The organism is Humisphaera borealis, assembly GCF_015169395.1.
GTDB lineage: Bacteria > Planctomycetota > Phycisphaerae > Tepidisphaerales > Tepidisphaeraceae > Humisphaera > Humisphaera borealis.
Genome location: NZ_CP063458.1, coordinates 1810671 through 1832375, shown reverse-complemented (window position 1 = coordinate 1832375; position 21705 = coordinate 1810671). Strand labels below are relative to the sequence as shown.

14 protein-coding genes are annotated in these 21705 nt (G+C 62.5%); 7 read left to right on the top strand and 7 right to left on the bottom strand.

Features of this window, described 5'->3' with window-relative positions; genetic code table 11:
* Positions 1-334: 334 nt before the first annotated feature.
* Positions 335-898, bottom strand: a complete 564-nt coding sequence (locus IPV69_RS06815) for an RNA polymerase sigma factor (protein WP_206294173.1) — start codon at positions 896-898, stop codon at positions 335-337.
* A gap of 5 nt (positions 899-903) precedes the next feature.
* Positions 904-1581, bottom strand: a complete 678-nt coding sequence (locus IPV69_RS06810) for a hypothetical protein (protein WP_206294171.1) — start codon at positions 1579-1581, stop codon at positions 904-906.
* 491 nt (positions 1582-2072) lie between these two features.
* On the opposite strand from IPV69_RS06810, the gene IPV69_RS06805 reads away from it, so the two are divergent.
* Positions 2073-2957, top strand: coding sequence for an alpha/beta hydrolase (locus IPV69_RS06805; protein WP_206294170.1), 885 nt, complete (start codon positions 2073-2075; stop codon positions 2955-2957).
* Between the two features lie 71 nt (positions 2958-3028).
* Here the strand turns inward: IPV69_RS06805 and IPV69_RS06800 are convergent, their stop codons facing one another.
* Complete coding sequence (locus IPV69_RS06800; protein ID WP_206294169.1) at positions 3029-4330, bottom strand: AraC family transcriptional regulator; 1302 nt, start codon at positions 4328-4330, stop codon at positions 3029-3031.
* Here IPV69_RS06800 and IPV69_RS06795 point away from each other — a divergent pair.
* The 5 genes from IPV69_RS06795 to IPV69_RS06775 all read left to right on the top strand — a co-directional run bounded on the left by IPV69_RS06795 (position 4320) and on the right by IPV69_RS06775 (position 15824).
* Positions 4320-9665, top strand: coding sequence for a beta strand repeat-containing protein (locus tag IPV69_RS06795; protein WP_206294168.1), 5346 nt, complete (start codon positions 4320-4322; stop codon positions 9663-9665). The two genes, IPV69_RS06800 and IPV69_RS06795, sit on opposite strands and share 11 nt — an antisense overlap.
* Before the next feature lie 84 nt (positions 9666-9749).
* Positions 9750-10853: a sialate O-acetylesterase gene (locus IPV69_RS06790; RefSeq protein ID WP_206294167.1), complete on the top strand. Its 1104-nt coding sequence runs from the start codon at positions 9750-9752 to the stop codon at positions 10851-10853.
* Positions 10854-10857: 4 nt separating this feature from the next.
* A complete protein-coding gene (locus IPV69_RS06785) occupies positions 10858-13347 on the top strand; it encodes a DUF1588 domain-containing protein (protein ID WP_206294166.1) in 2490 nt (829 codons plus the stop codon).
* 62 nt (positions 13348-13409) lie between these two features.
* Complete coding sequence (locus IPV69_RS06780; protein ID WP_206295639.1) at positions 13410-14819, top strand: DUF1552 domain-containing protein; 1410 nt, start codon at positions 13410-13412, stop codon at positions 14817-14819.
* A 15-nt stretch (positions 14820-14834) separates the two neighbouring features.
* Complete coding sequence (locus tag IPV69_RS06775; protein ID WP_206294165.1) at positions 14835-15824, top strand: amidohydrolase family protein; 990 nt, start codon at positions 14835-14837, stop codon at positions 15822-15824.
* 50 nt (positions 15825-15874) lie between these two features.
* On the opposite strand, the gene IPV69_RS06770 is transcribed toward IPV69_RS06775, so the two are convergent.
* The 4 genes from IPV69_RS06770 to IPV69_RS06755 form a co-directional block, all read right to left on the bottom strand.
* Positions 15875-16522, bottom strand: coding sequence for a hypothetical protein (locus tag IPV69_RS06770; RefSeq protein WP_206294164.1), 648 nt, complete (start codon positions 16520-16522; stop codon positions 15875-15877).
* A gap of 679 nt (positions 16523-17201) precedes the next feature.
* The gene (locus IPV69_RS06765; RefSeq protein WP_206294163.1) at positions 17202-17399 is read right to left on the bottom strand and encodes a hypothetical protein; all 198 of its coding nucleotides are present in this window, start codon (positions 17397-17399) and stop codon (positions 17202-17204) included.
* Between the two features lie 22 nt (positions 17400-17421).
* Positions 17422-18099, bottom strand: coding sequence for a hypothetical protein (locus IPV69_RS06760; protein WP_206294162.1), 678 nt, complete (start codon positions 18097-18099; stop codon positions 17422-17424).
* A 63-nt stretch (positions 18100-18162) separates the two neighbouring features.
* Positions 18163-19431, bottom strand: a complete 1269-nt coding sequence (locus tag IPV69_RS06755; RefSeq protein ID WP_206294161.1) for a PPC domain-containing protein — start codon at positions 19429-19431, stop codon at positions 18163-18165.
* A 369-nt stretch (positions 19432-19800) separates the two neighbouring features.
* Between IPV69_RS06755 and IPV69_RS06750 the strand changes: the two genes are divergently transcribed.
* A complete protein-coding gene (locus IPV69_RS06750) occupies positions 19801-21588 on the top strand; it encodes a hypothetical protein (protein WP_206294160.1) in 1788 nt (595 codons plus the stop codon).
* Positions 21589-21705 lie beyond the last annotated feature (117 nt).

The window sequence follows — 21705 nt, the reverse complement described above, 5'->3', positions numbered from 1 at the left end:
CAAAGGGAAAGCGCGAACCCTTGGAAGGGCTCGGGTCGGCATTGGGTTGTGAAGGGGAGTTAACGGGTGGTCATCCACCCTTAAAGGACAGGATGCACCCTGCTTTTATCACTCGGTCACAAAGATTCTTTTCCGCCGCAGAACAAAGCGAGCACCTCTACTAAGTAGGACCAATTAGGAACGGGTGCTCCCTTCGTAATAGATAGAAGAGGGCGCAAAACCCTAATTACTATCACTCAATCTCGAAAATAATTGTCCGGCGGAGAAAACCACGTCCCTCCGATATACAAAGGAACCGGCGTCGGTGATTTGGTAACCCTCTCGGCAACTTTTTTCAGGAATCGTCTCGGCATCCAGCCTGCCAGCACGTCTTCTTTCCCCGCCTGCCGTCGATTGGTCCGGTGTGTTCGCTGCTTTGTGCGGCAACGTACTTCTTTAGGGCACCGCTCCCCTTCGTCGTGCGGCGTATCCGGTTTGCCCGCTTTCGGAACCGATCAACCGCCCGGCAAGGGTCGTCACCCTCTAACCTAGCGATTTCGGCTATCTGCCTTGCATCGTCGCGGTCCGATGGATGGCACCGCGTTGATATAAGATGCAAAAGTCTCCGCTCGTCTACTTCGCCCGCCGGCTCGGGTGGCTTTGTCCGCCGGACCTTGGGTCGCTCGTATGGATGTGGCTTGAACGTATGCAGCTCGTCCGGCAGCTCGAACCAGAACGCGTAAGGGCTGAAATCGACCTCAGCGCCCGTGTCCTTCAGGTATTCCTGTATCCGCAACACCTTCTTTGTCACCGCCGGCCTACTGACGCCGAACATGACCGCGACCTCATCGTGGGTCAGGTTCTCGCTGTAGACCAGCCACAGCAGTTCGGCGTCCGCCTCGGACAGCACGTCGCACATGTATGTCATCGCGATGCCCTCCACAGCAGGGCATACGAATTGTCCTCATGACTCAACGCCAGGTGAGCGCCCGCGCCATGTTCGGCGAGCGCCTCGCGTATCTTGTTAACGGCTTTGTGTACGCGCTGGCGTGCCTTGCGGATTTCGTCCGGGTCGCTGCCTTGCGTCTCGCTCGTCTCGAATCCGTCAACGGCTCGGGTTGCGTCGTCAACGGGAATCTTTCGCCCGGGCTGCTTCGCCAGGGTGTCGAACAACCGGCGGGGGTTGGTGTCGCTGCCGAGATAGACGCGGCACCCAGCCACGCGGACAACGCGTCCATCCTCGGGGTCGGGCTCGATGCCGCCTGACAGGTCGTCGGGTGCTGCCGGTGTCGGCGTCGGGGGCGGAAGGTGCATCGCGACGTTCACAGCGTTGCTTACCGCCTCGGTGGCGACAATGAACGCATGCCCGCCATGACGCTGCGTTGCAACCAGTTCCTTTAGGACGATTGAAGCCGCGTCCATGACCGCTGATCGGTAGACGTGCGGCGGTGCCATCGCCAGGGCGCGACGCATATCCTCGTCAACCATGGTCCCAATGCGGTGAATCTGCGCTATCCGTTCGGGAGAACCGGGGTCGGTCTTGCGGGCTGCTTCGGTCGCCTCGTCCCTCACGGCAACTGCCAAGTCGAGAAATGATTCCATGTTGTCACCTTTCGTAGCGGGAGGGTCCGCCCGGTGCCGTGGCAGGTGACGACCACGACGACCGGGCAAGACTTTCGGCAGGTGATCAAGCCCGCCGTCCCGTGGACTATTCTACTCAAACACAATCGCCAGGATGCGCCGCCGGGCATCCTCTGACAGACGCGACCACGCCGCTATCACGCGGTCCAATTCGTCGTCGGCATCAGATGCGCCGCCTGTTACGCCGCTTGCGCCCGCAAAGTGAATATTCCCCGGGGAATTGCTTGCATGTTCAGTACCTCTCGGGAACACTTCCTCTCTTTCAAATCATGATCGCAGGTCAGCACGACCGGGCGAGGCTTGCCCTGCGGCGAATCGCTGAAGTTGCGAGGCAAGGCTCGGTGTTTACATCGCCATTTGCCGTCACCGGCATTGCCGCGAGATGTTCCGACGTGAGGGACGTGAAACGCACCAGATCGATCACCTTGCATGCACGCATAACGAGCACAACGATGAACTTCCGATTTGCGATCCCGGTATTCGCCATCACTTCGGTTCTATTCGTCGTTCAATCTGCACCGGCGCAGGCGACGAAGCCTGCCGCTTTGGTCGCGGCGAAGACGGTCGACGTATGGCCGGAGGGAAAAATGCCCGGTCGCGCCGCCGCCGAGCCGGAGAAGGAGAGGACGCCATCGACCGATGGTTTCCACCGCATCACCAACGTCAGCCGGCCCACCCTGTCGGTGTTCCCGGCACCCGGCGGTGATGCCGCCGCACCGGCGATGATCGTTTGCCCCGGCGGCGGCTACAGCTACGTCGTCATCGACAAGGAAGGAACGGAGATCGCCGCCTGGCTGAACTCCGTCGGCATCACGGCGGTGGTGCTGAAGTATCGCAATCCCAACAATCGCGACGGTGCGCTGCAGGATGTTCAGCGCGCCCTGAGCCTTGCCCGGGCCAATGCGGCGGCGTGGAAGATCGACCCCAAACGCCTCGGCGTGATCGGATTCTCGGCCGGCGGCAACCTGTCGGCCAAGGCGAGCAACCTGTTCGATCGCCGTGCCTATACGGCGATCGATGCGTCCGACGAGCAAAGCTGCCGGCCGGATTTTGCCGTGCTGGTGTACCCGGCATATCTCGGCAAGGACGGCAAGGTCGCCGACGACCTGAACCTGAAGGCAAAGATCCCGCCGACGCTGATCGTCCACAGCGAGGACGACAAAACGCACGTCGTCGGCAGCCGGATCTATCACGCCGCACTCGACGAAGCCAAGGTGCCGCACGAGTTCCTGCTCTATCCGACCGGCGGCCACGGCTACGCGCTGCACTGCACGAAGGACGCCAAGGCATGGCCGGACGCGGCACTGAAGTGGCTGCAGAGAATCGGCATGCGCTGAGAGCGGTTGGGGTGGGCCATGTTTGCTGTCGGACTTCCAGGGCCTGGTGGGGGAGATCTGACGGTCGCCGATCACGGCGCTCGCTCGTCCGTCGGTACCTGCCGTTCACGTCGATACTGGCCCGGCGTGACACCCAGTTCCCGCTGGAACACTTCGTACATGCGCGGCGCCTCGCCAAAGCCGGTATCCCGGGCAATCTCCTTGATCGAACGACCCCCCTGCGCGAGTTCACGCTTAGCACGCTCGATACGCACCCGGCGAATCTCGCTCGCGATGGACCGATTCAGGTGCTTCTGGAATCGCCTTTGGAGCGTACGAATTTCAGTCGCGACGGCGCGGGCCACGTCGTCTTGGCCGATCTGCTGATGGCTGTTCGCCGCGATGAATGTGAGTGCGGCGGCGATGAGTGAATCTTCGGCGGCGAAGAAGTCGGTCGATTCACGGACGACAAGACCCATCGGCGAAATCAGGATCGGCTCCTTCGGCGGGGCCTGCCCGTCCATCAGTCGATCGAGCAACAGGGCCGCCTCGTAACCAATCCGGTCGTAGCCGATCTCGATGCTGCTGAGTGTGGGTCGCAGGCCTTCGCACAGCGTTTCTTCGTTCTGGCCGGTGATGATCGCCACATCTTCAGGAACGCGCCAGCCTCGGTTACGACACGCCTGGGCCACGATTCGGCCGTGCGATTCGACGCTGACAAACACTCCGATCGGAAGTTTCCAGCCGTCCATCCAGTCGGCGATCGTGCGTTCGGACTTGCGCCATTCGTTCACGGAGGAAGCCGCTTCGAGGGAGATCGTCTCGGCGTTGCACTGGCAGCCGGCCTCCTGCAGCGTATCGATGAACGCCTTGGCCTCCATGACCTGCCCGCGGTCGTGGTCGGTCGTCAGCGCCGCAGCCCGGCGAAGGCCCCGGGACAGCAGGTGCTCGGCGCGCATACGCCCCATCGCGGGATAATTCGGAAACACTCCCGGCAGGCGATTCCAGACTGGGGAACTGGTCCAGACGTTCACAACGGGCAGCTTCAGCCGCGCGGCGAGCGAGGCGAGCTTCGTGCTCGCCCGGGCGATGACGCCATCGTAAGGCAGTGCATTGCCGCGCCGGGCGACGGTGTCCTCGACGAACTCGTCCACGGTCGATTGCCAGCCGTGCTCCTGGGCATACCGCAGCGTGCCGGCAAAGGTGGCGGCGTGGCGCTTGTAGGGCCAGTCCAGTTCAAGCCTGACGGCGACTCGGCGGGGTTTGGGCATGGTCAGCATTGTCTCAAAGTCGTAATACTTTGTCGCCAGATCGTATTTATCGGATTCTATACTTTCAAGGCGTGTCGCGGGCAGGGCCGGAGAGGCGAACGGGGAGAAATCAATGGTACCCATGCGTATACAGCGTCGGATCAAGAGCGGCAAGAAGAGTTTCGGCCTCAACGACTTCGAATCGGTCCATCATGCATCGGGCGCGACAGGTGGGTCGTCACCGGACAAAACGCGGCGGGTCGGCTTCCGAAGGCAGGCCTTTGCCATCGCCGCCGCTCACTCGTTGGCGGCGGTTGCGCTGACGCAGTTCGCTGCGTCTTCCGCGCAGGCAACCACTTATTACTGGGACAACAATGGTGGCACCTCACTCTTCGGCACGGCGGCGGGCACTTGGTCGTCAGCCGGGACAGTCGGCAGCGGCACGCAGGGATGGAGCACGGACGCCAGCGGCTTGACCGCTCCCACCGGCACCATCACCACCGCCAGTACCGACAATGCCACGGATTCCCTCAACTTCGGCACCGCAACGGCGAACAGCCTCTTGGCGGGCACCGTCACCGTCAGCGGCACGGTGCAATCCGGCGATATCACCTTCGGCGCCGGGGCTGGTGCCATCATCGTTAGTGGCGGCACGATCAATTTGACGGCGGTGGAAACCATCACGGTCAACAGTGCCGTGGGCACTTTGCAGTCCATCAGTTCTACGCTCTCAGGTGCAGGCACAAACTTCACCAAGGCTGGAGTTGGGCTTTTGGCACTGACACATACCACCAACACCTTCAACCCCGGGGAAATTACCATCAGCGGCGGCATCCTGCGGATTGGCAACAATACCGCCACCACACTGAACAGCGGGAGCTACGGCGGAAACATCACCAATAATGGCACCCTGCAGATTTGGAGCTCCTCCAACCAAACTCTCAGCGGCATCATCAGTGGCTCGGGCGGGATCAACAAGGCCTACGGCGGCAGTCTAACGCTCTCCGGTGCCAATACTTACACCGGCAGGACATCCTTTGTTCCGCAAAGTACTACCGGCTTCACGGTCAACGTCTCATCCTTCAACAGCGTGGTGGGCGGCACGGCCAGCAGCTCGTTGGGTGCACCTACTACCGTGGCCAACGGCACCATTGACGTGGGGAGCGGCACGGCCCAGGCCGGAGTCAACGTCACCTACACCGGCTCCGGTGAGATAACCGACCGTGTGATGAACATCGTTTTCAACGGAACCTCCAGTCAAACCATCACGGCCAACAACACCAGCGGCCTGCTCAGGTTCACGAGCGCGTTCACGGCCAGCCCCGCCACCACCGGTCAGTTGATCCTCCGCGGCACGGGAGCCGCCCAGATCGATCAGGGCCTCCCGCAGCTTTCGTCCGGCGGCCTGAACAAGAACGACGCGGGCACATGGACGCTCGGCGGCTCCGGCCTCTTCACCGGCGCAACCACCATCGCCGCGGGCACTCTAAGCTTGAGCAGCGCCACGGCCCTGCAAAACAGCCCCTTCAGCACGGCTAGCGTGGCGGGCGGCGCATCCGCGGGCTTGCAAATCGCCACGACCACCTTGACTTTGGGCGGCATCACCGGGAGCAACACCTTCAGTAGCCGTTTCAGGACCGCTGGCGGCTACACCGCGCTGACTACCCTGACGCTCAATCCGGGAACGGGTGCCACGCCGAGCTACGCTTCAGACATCGGCAATGGGAATGGTAGCATGGGGCTCACTAAGACCGGCGTCGGCACTCAGACGTTCACCGCTGCGCAAACCTACACAGGCGACACTTCCATTACCGCTGGCACCTTGGCCATCTCCAGCACCGGCTCGCTGAACAATACCGCCATCACCGTGAGCAATTCGGGCAGCGTTTTCTTGGTCGCGCCCGGCGCCGGCACCGTGGGCCTCGGCACCACGGGCGCGGGCACGGCGGGAGCCACCCTGAACCTGAATGGAAGCGGCACGGTCTTCAGCATGGTGGATGGAACAGCCGGAGGCACCACGAACCTGCAGCAGCAGGCGTCCTTCTCCGGCACCGCGCTGACCCTGAACAATGCCACCTTGAACTTTGAGTTGAGCGGCGCCACCGCCGATAAGCTAGCTTTGACCAATGCCAACGCGACCGCCTCGGTCACTGGCACCAACATCATCAACCTCACGCCTCTGGCCGCACTGACCGTGGGCAGCACCAGCAACCTCATTACCACGGCGGCGGGAGCCGGCGGGCTTTCCACCGGTGGTACCTTCCAGTTCGCCACCGGCCTCACCACGGGAGTCGCCGGCTTTGGCGGGACCAACTATCAGGTGACCTTGAACAACGCTGCCAACGCGGTGTCGGTCACCGTCGCTGCGGCCCCATCAACAATGACCTGGACGGGTCAAGTACTGGGCAACGGCGCAACTGATGCCAGTTGGAACACCAGTGCCTCCACTAACTGGGTCTTGGGAACCACGCCGGTCGGCTTCGCCAACGGCAATGCCGTCACCTTCCAGGACACCAACACCGTCACCGCTGGCAACGTGGCCGCTGCCAGCCTCGCGGTAGTCATCCAGGCGGCAGGCGTCTCGCCCAGCGCGACCACGTTCAATAACTCGGCGGTAAACTACACCGTGAGCGGCGGTGGCATCGGCGGCACGGGTGGCCTCACTAAGAGCGGCAGCGGCACAGTGAGTCTCACCACGGCCAACACCTACACCGGGCCCACTATCATTAATGATGGCAGGCTACAGCTCGGCAATGGTGGAGCCAGCGGCACTCTTTCCACGTCCAGCACCCTCACCGTCAATGCAGGCGGTAACCTCGCCTTCAATAACAATAACGCCGATTTCACTGTCACCGCAGGCACCCAGTTCGCTTCAGCGATCACCGGCGCCGGTAGCTTGACAATGGTGGCCGGCTCCATCAGTTTGCAACCGTTGAGCGGCAATTACAGTGGTGGTTTCACTCTTCTAGGCGGGACGGTGTATGTCGGGGCTAACGCTTCAGCTATCGGCACGGGCACGCTGACCCTTGCGGGTGGCACGTTTTCCTCGTCCTTTACAGGTTCCGCAGGGCAGACCCTCACCACCACCAACGCGAACATTTGGAGTGGCAATTTTAGCCTGAATGGTCGTGTGACATCAATGACTTGGAATAACAATGGGACTGTGCTCTTGAGCGGCGGATCCCGGACAGTGACCGGCGTCACAAGCCCTACTCTCAATCTGGGTAACATCATTAGTGATGGTGGTAACAATTATGGCCTGACGTTCACCACAATGACCGCTGTTACCCTAAGTGGTGCCAACACCTACGGTGGTGGAACAACGATGAATTCTGGAACTCTCAACATCAACAACAGCGGCACCGGTGGCACCAGTTCCGCGATTGGGACGGGAGCCCTAAACCTCGGCGGTGCCACGATCGACAGCACTTCCGGCTCGGTCACCCTCAGCACCAACAATGTATTCAACTTCACCGCCAACACCATCTTCACGGGCACCAACTCCCTGAGCAATGGAACCGGCAATTTCACCATCAATGGCACCCGCACGATCACCGTGTCCGCCAACAAACTGACCTTGGGCGGCAACCAGACCAACGTGGTCGCGGGCGGTATCGTCAAAGCAGGCGCAGGCACTCTTGCACTGCTCGGATCGGGCGTCCAGACCGGTGCGGCCACCATCTCTGCAGGCGTTCTGGAAGTCGGCGTCATCAACAACGCCGGAACCCCCGGCGGTAGCAGCGTTGGAAACGTAGCCACTGCCGCAGCCAATTTGCTCATGAGCAACGGCACCACGCTGCGCTACGTAGGCTCGGCAAACGCCACGACCGACCGCGCATTCACGATCAATGGCACAGCAGCAGGCGACGGCGCGACCATCGAATCCTCCGGCGTCGGCACGCTTTCCTACACCGGCGCGGTAGCCCTCGCCTACGGCACCGCTGCTCAAACCCGCACTCTGACCCTCGGCGGCACCAACACCGGAGCGAACACTTTCGGTAAAGTCATCGCCAACAACACCACGGGTGCAACCACCCTCACGAAATCCGGCGTCGGCACCTGGGTTCTCTCGGCCAATAACACCTACACCGGCGGAACCAACATTAATGCCGGCATTTTGAATCTCGGCATCGTCCAAAGCGGCACCGGCGGCCCGCTCGGCGGCACCGGTACGGTCGCATCGTTGGGCATCATCGCATTCGGCGGCGGCACCCTGCAATTCAGCGCCAGTAATACGACCGACTACTCCAGCCGGTTTAGCACCGGAGCGACCCAGGCTTTCAACATCGACACCAACAACCAAACGGTGAACTGGGGAACGGGTAACGCCTCGTCGGGTGGCACCCTGACCAAACTGGGCCTCGGAACCTTGAACATCACGACCGGCTCCAACGCTTTTACCGGTGCCACGACGATCAATGGCGGCACCTTGCAGGTCACGACCTTGGCTGACTCAGGGACGAATAGCGGAATCGGCAAGGGCGACGCCACGGCGGCGACGTTGGTCTTCGGCGGTGGCACGCTCCTGCATAACGCGGCCAACGTGGCGACCACGAACCGTCTCTTCACCATCGGTAATGCGAGCGGTCTCACGGCTACGCTTGATTCCTCAGCAGTCTCCTCCACGAACATCATGAACTTCACCAACACCGGTGCGTTGGGCTTGGGAGGATCGGGAGCCAGAACTTTGACCTTACAAGGCAGCAACATCGGATCCAACGCGCTGGCGGCAGTGATCGGCGACGGCGCGGGCGGCGTCACGGCAGTAGTTAAGTCTGGCTTGGGCACATGGAGCCTTACCAACGCGAACACCTACAGCGGCGGCACGACCATCACTGCCGGCACCCTGCTCGTGAACAACACCAGTACCTTGGAAAGCGGTACCGGAACCGGCGCGTTGCAGGTCGATGCCGCAGGCACCATCGGCGGCTCTGGATCGATCGCCGGGCCGCTCACCCTGGCCGGTGCCATCTCCCCCGGCAATAGCGTCGGCACCCTCACGACGGCCAACGAGACTTGGAGCCGCGGCGGCTCCTACGTCTGGGAGATAAAGGACGCCAACGGAGACGATGCATTGCCTGGCAACACGTTAGCCAACCAAGGTACCAGTTGGGACTTGCTCGAGATCAATGGCACCCTGAACATCGACACCTCGACGGGTCCGCAGTTCACTATCTTTCTCAAGACACTCAACAACACCACCCCTGGAGCAGCGGCCGACTTCAACCCCGCCAGCGACTACACGTGGACAATCGCCAGGACCACCAGCGGCGTGTCGAACTTCAACGCCGCGCTATTCAGCCTGGATACCAGCGGATTTGTTGGCGAAACCGGCGATTTTGCTATCACTGAGTCGGGCGGCAATATCAACATCAGCTACACCGCCGTCCCCGAACCCGGCTCGATCGGAACCCTTGCGGTCGCCGGTATTGGCCTGCTCGCCCGACGGCGCGGGCGTCGGTTGCGGGAAACAGTTTGAAGTCAAGACGCGTTGTTTAGTAGGTCATACAGAACGTCGTTTAGTAGGTCATACAGAACGTCACCCCAGCGGAGAGACACAACCATGCAAAGCAAGCAGATCAGGATCAATCACAGCCCCAAGGCGTTCGTTTCCGCCACGCTGCCGTTTGTCGCGCTCGCGATAGCGTTTCTTGCCGGTGCTTCTGCGGCACGGGCCGCGGCAGACACCGATGCCAAGCAGCCACTCCCGCGGCCCGACGGAAAGCCGGCGGACATGACTAAGCCGGTTCAGGTCTTCATCCTCATGGGACAGTCGAACATGGTTGGCCTGGGGAAGGTGACCGGCGGCGAAGGCTCGCTTGAAAATGCGGTCAAGACCAAGAACAAGTACCCGCACCTTATCGATGACGCCGGCCAATGGACCGAGCGCAAGGACGTCCGCAACGTGCGCGTGATGGTCGGCAAAGGCGGCGGGATGCAGCTGTTCAACAATGAATGGATGGCCGTCAAAGGCAAGACGATGGGGCCGGAGTATGGGATCGGACACCCCGTCGGCAACGCCATCGAGGCGCCTGTGATGATCCTCAAGAGCTGCATCGGCAACCGTGCTCTGGGCTGGGATCTGCTGCCGCCGGGAAGCGAGCAGTTCGAGTTCGAAGGCAAGATCTACGCCGGCTACAAGCAATCCCCCGATTCCTGGTTAAAGGGCAGCGAGCCCAAGCCGATTGCGTGGTACGCGGGCAAGCAATACGACGATGATACCGCGAATGCGAAGAAGGTCCTGGCGGAGCTCGACAAGTACTACCCCGGGGCGACGAAGTACGAAGTCGCGGGGTTCTTCTTCTGGCAGGGCGAAAGGGATGGCGGAAGCGCCGCACTTTCAAGCCGGTACGAGCAGAATCTCGTCCGGTTTATCAAGCAGCTCCGCAAAGACTTCGATGCCCCTAAGGCGAAGTTTGTGCTGGCGACCCTTGGAGAAGCCACGAAGGGAAGCGGCGGTAACGGCGGCAAGGTGCTCGAGGCCCAACTCGCGGTAGACGGCAACGCCGGCAAGTATCCGGAGTTTAAAGGCAATGTTGCCACTGTGTACGCCAATCCCCTTTCCAAGGGCGGCAGCGGCAACAGCCACTACAACGGAAACGCCGAAACCTATATGGACGTCGGCGAAGCCATGGGCCATGCGATGGTCAAACTGCTGAAGGAATAGAGCGATGGCCAGACAAATGTGCTTGACCCTGCTCGTGACGCTGGTGCTTTCGGGCAGCGTCCGCGGCGCCGACCAGGCCGCCACACCGGCTGAGGGGGCAGTACCTCAGCCGGTACAGGAAGTGCTGCGCACCTACTGCGTGGACTGCCACGGCCAGAGTAAGAGCAAGGGCCAGGTGCGGCTCGATACGCTTTCTGCACTGGATTCGAAAGTCCGACTGGACCTGATGAACAAGGTTCAGGAGCAGATCCACTTCGCCGAGATGCCGCCGGATGACCAGAAGCAGCCGAGTCCCGCGGAGCGCAAACTGCTCGCCGATTGGGTGCGGGGCGAGTTAATCCGATCAAATGCGCCGCTGATCGAAGACAAGCTTCGTTACCCCGACTACGGAAATGCCGTCGATCACGACAGGCTATTCGGCGGTTCGATCCAGGAGAAGCCCTATACGCCCGTCCGGCGCTGGCTCGTCAGTCCGATGATCTTCAAGGAACGGGTCATCGACGTCTTCGGCCTCACCGGGCGAGAGCGCGACACCTACTCCCTGAACGGCGCGTCGTTCTATGGTGTAACGAACCCATTTATCCTTCCCGACCGCTCGGGCATTCGCGACTACGCCATCACGCCGCTCGATGGCGGGCACCTGCTCGTCATGCTGAACAACGCGCAGTGGATCTCGCATAAGCAGATCCGCGCGGCCCGCGTCAAGAAGGGGGATTTCAAGGCGGACTTCTTCGAGAACCGCGCCGATCGGTTTGCCCCTTCTACGCCGGCGGCCTTTGAAACGATCATCCTGAATCCCGCCAAGCCCACTGATGACGCGCTGGTCACCGCGATTCAAACTCAGTTCAGCCGCACGCTGCAGCGGCCGGCCACCGACACGGAAGTGGCGAAGTACCTGGCGTTGACCCGTTCGGCGATTGACCTCGCGGGCAACACCGAAGGCCTGCGCCAGATGCTCGTGGCGGTACTGCTGGAGTCGGAGTTTCTGTACCGCATGGAGTTCGGAGCCGGCCCGACTGATGCGGCCGGCCGACGGATGCTGTCCCCCCGCGAGGCCGGTTTCGCGATCTCCTATGCCCTCGGCGATCGCGGCCCCGACGCCGTCCTGGTTAAGGCAGCCGCCGAAGGCCGTCTGGGTACGAAAGACGACTACAAGCGCGAAGTCCTCCGCCTGCTGGCCGACAAGACCTACTACAAGGGACGGATCGATTACGGCATCAACGACTCTGACTTTGTCTCGCACCCCAAGATCGTGCGGTTCTTCCGCGAGTTCTTCGGGTATCCCAACGCCGTCAAAGTCTTCAAGGACAAGAATCGCAGCGGTGGCTACTACGACAATCCGGGGCGCGGCAGCAGTGCGACGCCGGGCCGCCTGATCAGCGAGGCCGACCGGATCGTTGCCCTGCACGTGGAGCAGGACCGCAACGTCTTCGAGAACCTGCTCACGACCGACCGGTACTTCATGTACCACAATGTCGATAACGAGAAGGGGCTCAAGATCGTCGCGGATTGGAAGGAACTCTACGACACCCTGAAAGACACCGACTGGCGTAAAAACCCGGATAAGGTCGCCGCCCAATACGCGGACCTGCTGAAGAAGAACCGGGTCGATTTCGCGCCGACCGGTCGCGGTGCCCATTCCAATACGCTCACCCGGGTGATGCAGCATCTGTCGTACACCCTCGGAAAGGGCAATACGCCGTTTACCACCTTCCCCTGGGCTCACGGCAATCAGTTCCGTTACTCGCAATCGTACAGCTTGCCGGCGACGCCTGGTGTCAACGGGCAGTATGGCGAGGACGACGATCTGAACTACCCCGTTGTTCAGCCGTTCCAGATCGCCAATCGCAAGGGCATTCTCACCCATCCCGCCTGGCTGATCGCCCACTCGTCCAACTTCCACACCGACCCCATCCGGCGTGGCCGCTGGATCCAGGAGAAGCTGCTCGCCGGCCGCGTGCCTGATGTACCCATCACCGTGGATGCCAAGGTACCGGAAGACCCACACAAGACCTTTCGCCAGCGCGTCGAATCCGTGACCGGCGAGGCACAAACCGCGTGCTGGAAGTGCCACCAGCACATGAACCCATTGGGTTACCCCTTCGAGTACTACGACGATTTCGGTCGCTATCGCAAAGCCGAACCGTTGGAGAACCCGGAAAACCTCGTCGCCAAATCCAAAGACAAGTACGGCGCCGATACCTACAAGACCAAAGCGGTAGAGACCAGCGGCTACCTCCGCGGCACCGGCGATCCGAAGCTGGACGGCCCGGTGACCGACGCCCTCGAGATGATCGACCGGCTCTCGAAATCAGCCCGCGTTCGTCAGTCCATCATCCGCCACGCCTTCCGCTTCTATTTGGGTCGCAACGAGATGCTGTCCGACTCGCAGACGCTCATTGATGCCGACAAGGCGTACGTCGAAAGCGGCGGCAGCTTTAACGCCGTGATCGTCTCGCTGCTGACGTCTGACTCATTTATGTATCGCAAGTAAGCCATCCGATGCATGCTGTGGTTCGCCCGAACGCCCAACGCCGGTCAACGAAGGATACGAACATGACGACCCGAAGAGACTTCCTCAAATCAACCATCGCCGGGACCGGTGCCGCAATGCTGCCGGCGTCTATCTCGCAGGCGATGGCCGCCCCGGCGATCGGCCAGCCGCCGATGCGGTTCATCTTCATGCACAAGGGGAACGGGCTGTTTCCCAGCGTGATGGTTCCGCCGAGCCTGAGCAAAGAGGACCTCGCGAAGGAGAACCGGAAAGAGTCGTTCACCGTAGACCTCGCCCGGCACGAGCTGCCTTCCTGGATGAGTGCGCTCAACGCTCACAAGGAACACATGACAATCCTCCAGGGGTTGTCGGGGAAGATGTGCACCACCGGCCACCACACATGGCAGTCGAGCCTCGGCGTCTACGCCGCCAACGAACGCCTGAGCTCCATCAAGTGGGCGACGGTCGACTTCGAACTCGCCAGGATGTTTCCATCCCCGCTCGAGCACATCGAGCTGGCCTGCTTCCCGATCGACGGCGGCAACGCCCGCGGCAACATCTTCGGCATCGAGAAAGGCTTCTCCGCCCGCGGGCCCCAGCAGCCCAACTACGCCTTCGGTTCGCCCAAGGTCGCGATCAACGAACTGTTCAAGGCGGTGTCGAGCAACGAGGCCGACCGCGTCCGTTACCAGCTCGAACGAAAGGTCCTCGACTTCAGCGCCGCCAACCAGGGCGGGCTTGGCCGCGAACTCACCGGCCTTGAACTGGCAAAGGTGCAGAACTACGCCGTCGCGATGGAAGACATCCGCCGCCGCAACAGCAAGCTCGAATCCATGGGCGACGTGATCGGCCGGAACCTCCCCAAGCTCGACAAGAAGTTCCTCGCCGACGACCTCACCACGATCGACTGCCAGATCGGACATACCGAAATCCTCCTTTCCGCGCTCATCTCCGGCATGACCAATGTCGTCGCATTCACCGTCGATGAACTCGGTACGCTCTACAGCGGCGTCCCGGGGCTTGAGGCTGAAAAGATCAACCAGCACGATGTCGGTCACGGCAAAAGCGTCGGCACCCTCAAGGCCGAGGAAGTCCGCGAAGCGATCTGCAAACGCCACATGGCGTTGATCGATACCATCGTCCGGCGACTCAAGAGCGTCCCCGACGGCAAGGGAACCCTGTTCGACAACACCATGCTCTTCTACTTCCCCGACAACGGCGAAACCCATCACAGCACCGGCATTGAATGGCCGTACCTGGTGCTCTCCGGCCGAAACGCCAAGCTCGATATCGCCGGTCGCTATATCCGCCTGCCGTACTGGGGCACTGCGGGGCACAAGACGATCGGCAACTGGTTCACCACCATCCTCAATGCCTACGGAAACCCGATCAAACACTACGGCGACCTTGACCTGGGCCTGAACAAGTTCACCCCGGACCAAACCGGCCCGATCCGCCAGTTCCTGTCCTAAACGGCGGAGGAACCGGTGCGGCCACGCCTGCCAACACGACGCGAAGTTCTCTCCCGTGCCGCGGCCGGCCTCGGCGCGCTGTCGTTGCCCGCCTGCGCGCCGACCGCCGGCCGCAAGCCCGATGCGACGGTCGCCGATGCCGCCGCCGACGCCTCCGCCGGCTACATCGACGCCCACAGCCACATCTGGACGCCCGACACCGACCGATTTCCCCTCGGCCGGTGGATCACGCGAGACCAGATGGATCCCCCCAGCTTCACCGCCGAGCAACTGCTCGCTACGGCGGCACCCCATGGCGTTGACCGTGTCGTCATCATTCAGCACGCCCCGTACTACGGGGATGACAATTCATACCTGATCAATTGCGCGAGACGATTTCCCGGCCGGTTCTCCGTCGTCGCGATCGTCGACGAACGTCGGACCGACCTGGCCGACCATCTTCGCAACCTCAAGCGGCAGGGCGTTCGCGGCCTTCGCATCTCGCCGACGCGCTACGCCGACCGAACCTTCGTGAAAGACCCCTCCAACTGGTTGAACGCCCCGGCGATGCGCAAGCTCTGGGCGCTGGCAACCGAGGAGGATCTGATCCTCTGCCCGCTGGTCAATGTCGAACATCTGCCCACGCTGCACCCGATGCTCGCCGACTTCCCCGGCACCAGGGTCGCGATCGATCACTTCGGCCACGCCCGCGCCGATAGGCCCGACGAGCTCCAGGCGTTGCTGTCACTCTCCCGCCACCGCAGGGTCCACGTGAAGGCCTCAGGCTTCTACAAGTTCGGCGACGCCAGGGCACCGTACAACGACCTCGTGCCGATGATGCGGCACGTCACCGAAGCGTTCGGCGTAGACCGGGTCCTCTGGGGCAGCGACTGTCCTTACCAGCTCCAGAAGGGCAACAACTACGGCGACGCCGTCGCGATGGTCGAGCACGATCTCGACTTCCTTCCCCTATCCGCCCGCAAAGCCATCCTCCGCGATAACGCCCAGCGGCTGTTCTTTGCCTGATACCAGACCGATGCGCCAGCCGTCGGCAAACAGGCGAAGACAATGCCCGGCTACCTGGTCCTGTCGACTCCGGTTGATCCCGTTGGTCGTACCAGCGAGTACACCTTGGGCGGGTTTTTGTACAAGTACAGCCACCACCCGACGATCACCGCAAGCACAATCAGGCCAATGGCCAGTATTCCGCCCTGTCCCAGCGCCTCGCCGATTGCTTTCAAAGCACCGGCTTTTCCATACCGCTTGGTGCCGTTGTCAGGAGCGCCGGCAGCGAAGAAAAGCAGCGAGGTCATCGCGATGACAATCGCCGCGAAAACACCCGGACCCCAACTGTACTCCGATGGCGATTGAGGACGTGAGACCGGCGTCGTCGAAAAGCCGAGCAACCCGGCCAGTTCCTGCGCCGTGGGGACGGTTGCGGACTTGTCTTCGCAGCCGAACACTGCGTGCTTCTTCCCGGCCCTGTCGCGCACCGCGATTGCCGTCCAGTTTTCCTCATATTCCACTGACATGATCTCCGACCGCATCAACGTCTCGGGCCTCTTAAAGTCGGCATCCCCGCCGGCCCGCAGGCGGTCGATCACATTCTGCATCCCTTTGATGGTCGTGCTGGCCCAGACCAGTCGGTCGGGAAGCAACTGCATCACATGAGCCTCTCCGCCACGTTCACCTTTGATCACGGAAATCCAGTAGTGCTTCGACATGTTATCCCTCCACTGAAATGAGTGCTTCGAACGCCCCGATACCCGTTGAGCTCGCTTGGAGCGTGGTGAAGTGTACCCATGACCCGGCTCCCGCGCCAATCGAACCCAAAACGCCCGTGCCAAACGAACCCAAGATCGCCCCTCGTACCCGCGCCGAACGAACCCAACACAGTCTGCCGAACGAACCCAACACACCTCCGCCGAACGAACCCGAGACCACTCGGTGCCACGGGTCGGCGGTACTCCGCAGACCCGTGCGTAACACGCCGCCGACAGCACGGGTCTCCGGAGTACCGGCGACGCCGTGGCACCGGGTCGTGCCGGACTGCCGAACGAACCCGAGATGGCCACGCCGAACGAACCCAAGACCACTCGGTGCCACGGGTCGGCGGTACCCCGCAGACCCGTGCGCAAAGCGCGGCCGACAGCACGGCCCAGCCGCGCGCACGTCGCGCAGCAAAAACCGCGGCCCCAAGGCAACCCTCGGCCGCACCCTCAGGAATCTGTCGCCGGCGTTACGCGGCCAGCGGTCCTCATAACGAGCGCACTTCCAGCTTCGAACCCCAGCGACACCGCGCCGCCGACGAGCCCTCACCAGAATAACATGTTAGTGTATTGTACGGTTCTGGCATGCGTGAGCAAGGAAAATCCGCCTTGCGCCCCAGTAGCGGGTCATCGCTCACCTGCCTCCCGCCAGTACGGCGTTTAAAAACGCCGGCCGTACCCGATCCCCTTCGGGACGAGAAATGACGCTGGCGTCTGAAGGTACCCAGCGAGGACGCGGCGTGCCACCGGCGGGCATGACGACCCACGCCCACCGGTGCAGGCCGTGCCGCTGACGGGCGAGCGCGATCGCCTCGATCAACTCATCGGGCATGCCACCTGCCTGGCGTTGTTGTTCACATCGCGAGGATGGCTGTCTCGGTCGGTCCGTCGCCGGCGATGTGGAGCACTCGGCCGGTGGCATCCAGGACGACCAACCGCTCTTTCTCGAAGTGCATCCCCTCGGTCGTGGTCGCAGCGAAGTTCTGATCGAAGGTGAGTTTCATCGTGACCACATGGACTTCATTGAAGGTCTTGTCCGCGAGCTTGAACTGCTTGTGAAACTTAACGCTCGCGTGGTACTCGACTCGACTGTTCGGCTCGGTGTAGCGCTTCACAACCTGCTTGCCGTACTTCTCCACCAGTTCCGAGTAGTAGGTGACGGCGTCACCGGTGATCGCACAGGGAATACGGATGCCGAGCTGCTCCCTGTACCACCATGCCTTGTCGTCGGCCTTGGCCTCTTTCGGATTGGCCAGGCCGGGCGCGTCGTTGCGGTCGCCGGCTTCGGCAGCTTGGCGAAGCGTCTCGGCAGACGGCCGGGCCGCCTCGGCGGCGGCGATCGCGGCGGCCTGCTCCTTGCCCTTGGCATCCCGGCGGATGACGACCTGATGTTTCGCGGCGTTGGCCGGCCACTCTTTCGGCATCGTTCCGGGGACGACGCTTGCCGCACAGACCCCGGCCAGGCGGTTCCACGCCAGCAGGCCGATCGAGTAAAACGCGAATGCTCTGCGGCTGATGAGGGCCTGGTTCATTCTTGGGGTTGGTTTGGGAGCCGGGTTATTGAGCCAACAGGGATTCTTGCCGATCCACCCGCCTTACGCATCCACCGTCGCCCCGGACACGAACACCATCGCGTCCTGGGTAACGGCGCTGGCGCCCATGTACATACCCCACCGGAACGAGGTGTACCCGGTCGGCCGCTCGTAAGAGCCCGTGCCGACGTTGACGCCGTTCAGGTAAACCTCGTAGTTCAGCCCGTCGTCCCGAATGCGGACGTGGAACGGCTTGCCCACCATGTTGGTCGCGATCACCTTGTCGACCCCCCGGCGGTGGTTGAGGACGATGTCGCCGTTGGCGCTCATGTTGAGGCTGACCGCCCAGTCGTTGACATCGTTCTTCACCTGGAAGATCGACGTGCCGATCGGCTTGATGATCGTGTAGGTGCCGCTCCACTGGTGCCACGCGCCTTTCTGCCAGCGCAGGGTGCTGAACGCTTCGATGCGGGCCGCCAGTTCGCGGGTGTTGCGGACATTCGTCTCCCCCTTGAACAGCCGGAACACCTGCGTGCTGCCGTCTTCCTGATACCAGCGCGACCACTTCGAGAAGTTGGCGCGGAGGATGGAACTGTTCCCCAGGGTGTGGATGCGGATCGCCTGCGCGATCGGCCGTTTGGCCGATGTCGTCAGTTCCACCAGGCGATTGGTGACGTCGATCTTTGATCCGGTCACGCCGGTGGTCGAGTCCTCCCCGACCGGCAGATTGCCGCTGGCCAGCACCTGCTGGAACGTGGGATCGGTCCCGGTCTGAAGGTACAGCGGGGTGCTGTCGACGACGACGCAGCCGTACGCCCCGGTGCTGCCGGTGACGTCGCCGGTGCCGGCGGTGGCGCTGTAGGCCTTGTTCGCCGCGCCCGACACGCCGAAGTAATAGGTGCCGGCGGTCGCGAACGTGTATTCGAGGTAGGCGTCCTTCGCGAGGGTTTCGCCGGGGGCGGCGGCGTTGTCGCTGGCGGCAAGTTGCGTGCCGGCGGCGTTGAACAGCCGCAGGTAGGAATCCAGCGCGCTGGTGCTGGTGCGGTCGATGTCGAACCGCAGCCGCTGACCGGCGACCACGCTGATCTTGTACATGTCCACGTCGCGCCCCGCGACCAGCCCGCCGGACAGCCCGGCGGTGCTGATGCTGCCATACCGCGCCACACCCACCGAAACCGCGGGGGCTTCGGAAATCTGGTCGTCCACGTCGGTATTGGGCACAGGCGTACCGGCCATCAGTCGGCGCGGTTCCAGGGTCTCCGGCCGAAAGGCCGCGCGATGGACGTTCGATGATGCTCGGCTGGACGAATGGGCGCGACGCTCAGGGGTCATCTTGCGGTTCCTCGGGAATAGAAACGGAAACCGCCATCAACGGCGCGGCACCTACGCGAGCAATCGTATGTTCCGGCGGGATGGCGGTGGATGCAAGGAGAATGCGACGGCGTTCACGGTCCCGTAGGTGGGGTTCAGAGTTTACACCCGAAGCTACAAACGACCGGTAGGCATCCGCAATGGCATTTGCAGAATGAACCGTTAGGGCAATCTGGATAAAATATTATTGCGACATCGGCTGTGGTCGGTGTATCATGCGTTGGTCACCGATTGTCTCCGGCTGTGCGAGACGCATGTCTCGCGTCGAGGCTTCGGTGGAGCGACGCTGGGGCGTGGCTCCAAGTCTCTTGTTTCTAACCGAGGAACATCATGAGTAGATTTGCCCGTGCGAGCGCACGTAAGGTCCTGCTGCGCGCCGTCGTGTGCGTTGTAGCCGCCAGCCATGCGGCGGGTTGCTACCCAACTGCCGACCAGGGTGGACCGAGAACGGCCTTGTCCGACGACGAGCAGAACCGCGTCGGGATGGTCACGATCTCCCAGCCCATATTCCACCCCATTGTAGATGAGAGCGACGACTCGACGAACATCGACTTCGGCAAGCTCAAGGACGTCGACGCCCTTTGGGATGAACTGAGCAAACCAAACATTGGGGCGGCTACCATCGCACTGAGCCAGCGGAGCTTCGCCGCGTCAGTGGCGGTCGCCGGGCCGACGATCGACAAGACTCAGACCCAGACGCTTAACACGAGCGGCGGGAAGGTGACGGAGAACACGACGACGTCGACGTCGACCGTCGCGCAAAAGACCCCGGCCGCCCCGGCCGTTCCGGCCGCCCTGGGCCCCGGTAGTGCCGAGGACAGGCTGCTGGCATTGCTGGCTGCCAGCGGGGCCAAGCCGACATTGCCCCCGGACGTGCGGGCGTCGCTCGTGCAAAGCTACCGGGCGTACATGCAAAATATCGAGGCGTTCGCCAACCGCGGGGACTTTATCGAGGAAGGGTGGCTGCCGTATCGGGTCCAGTTCATGCTGACGGCCGAGCCGGGGTGGTACACGGCCAAGAACGACTACGACGCGGTCGCCCACGTCGCGTTCGGGAAGGACAAGGACAGTATTCAGGTCGTATCAGTGATGCCAACCGAGACCGCGCAGGTGATCGAGGACCTGAACGCCTCGTTCCGTAGCTTCGCCTTGGCGCTGGCGCTGTCGGGCGGGTACGGCCCGGTCGCCGGATCCGCCGAGGTCAAGAGCCTCGAGGCATTGGCCGAGCGGCTCGAAGGTCAGCGGATGAACACGAACCTGATCGTCAGCTACCCGAAGGCGAACGAGGTGCGAGTGCGGGTCCGCCCGAGTCTGACCGGAGTGCGGGGAAACCAGCGGGACCTACAGCCGACGTCGAGGCTGATGACCGCGATCGTTCGTGTCCCCAAGAAGGCGGCGGACGGGAAGATCCGTGTCACCCAGGCCGCACTGAACGCCATGGGTAAGAGCGGGACGGGCGATGCGGCCACGATGTCCGCCGAGGCCGTCACCGAGGTGATCGTACAACTTAAGGGCGAGTACGCCCCCGGCCCGCGCGACCGCGGCAAGGGAATCGACCTGTCGCCCAGCAGCACCGTGGTGAAGTGGTCCAACGAATGGACTTACACGGCGACCCTGCCCGCCTGGGAGGCACCGAAGCCGCCCGCGGCGATAAAGGTGTCGGAGCTGGCCGGGGCGTTCCACCCGTCGGTGAAAGACGCGAAGCAGGGCTTCGTCGCGGTCGCGTACACGCTGTCTTTGCCAAAGGACGCGAAGGACCTCAAGATCGAGGTTGCGGGCGCCGCTGATGGCGTCTGGACCGCGCCGGCACCTGCCGCCCGCGCCGGCGTGCTAGCCGTCCCGATCGCACGTCCCCTTGCCGAGGCAACGGACGTCACGCTAGCGGTCCGGTTTAGTGCTACTGTGCCAGCTGGTGGGGGGGCGGCCCACGAGTTGAACGCGTCGAAGCTCGTGACAGTGCCGGTCCCGTCGTCCGCTGACGACGCCGACAAGGACCCGAACGTGAAGGTCTCCGGCATGGCGGTTGACGCGCTGAACCTCAAGCTGTCCCCCGGCGCGGCCGGCGACAAGACGGACGTAAAAGTCGCGCCGCCGTCTCCCGCCGCCGGCAGCAAGTAGCCAAGCGTGCCGCGCCAGCATCGGGCGCGGCAGGGGGCAGCAGTTTGGCTGTACCCAAGAAGAGAGAGGGGACATCACGACATCACGTGATGTCCCCTTTCTTCTTCCCAGTTACAC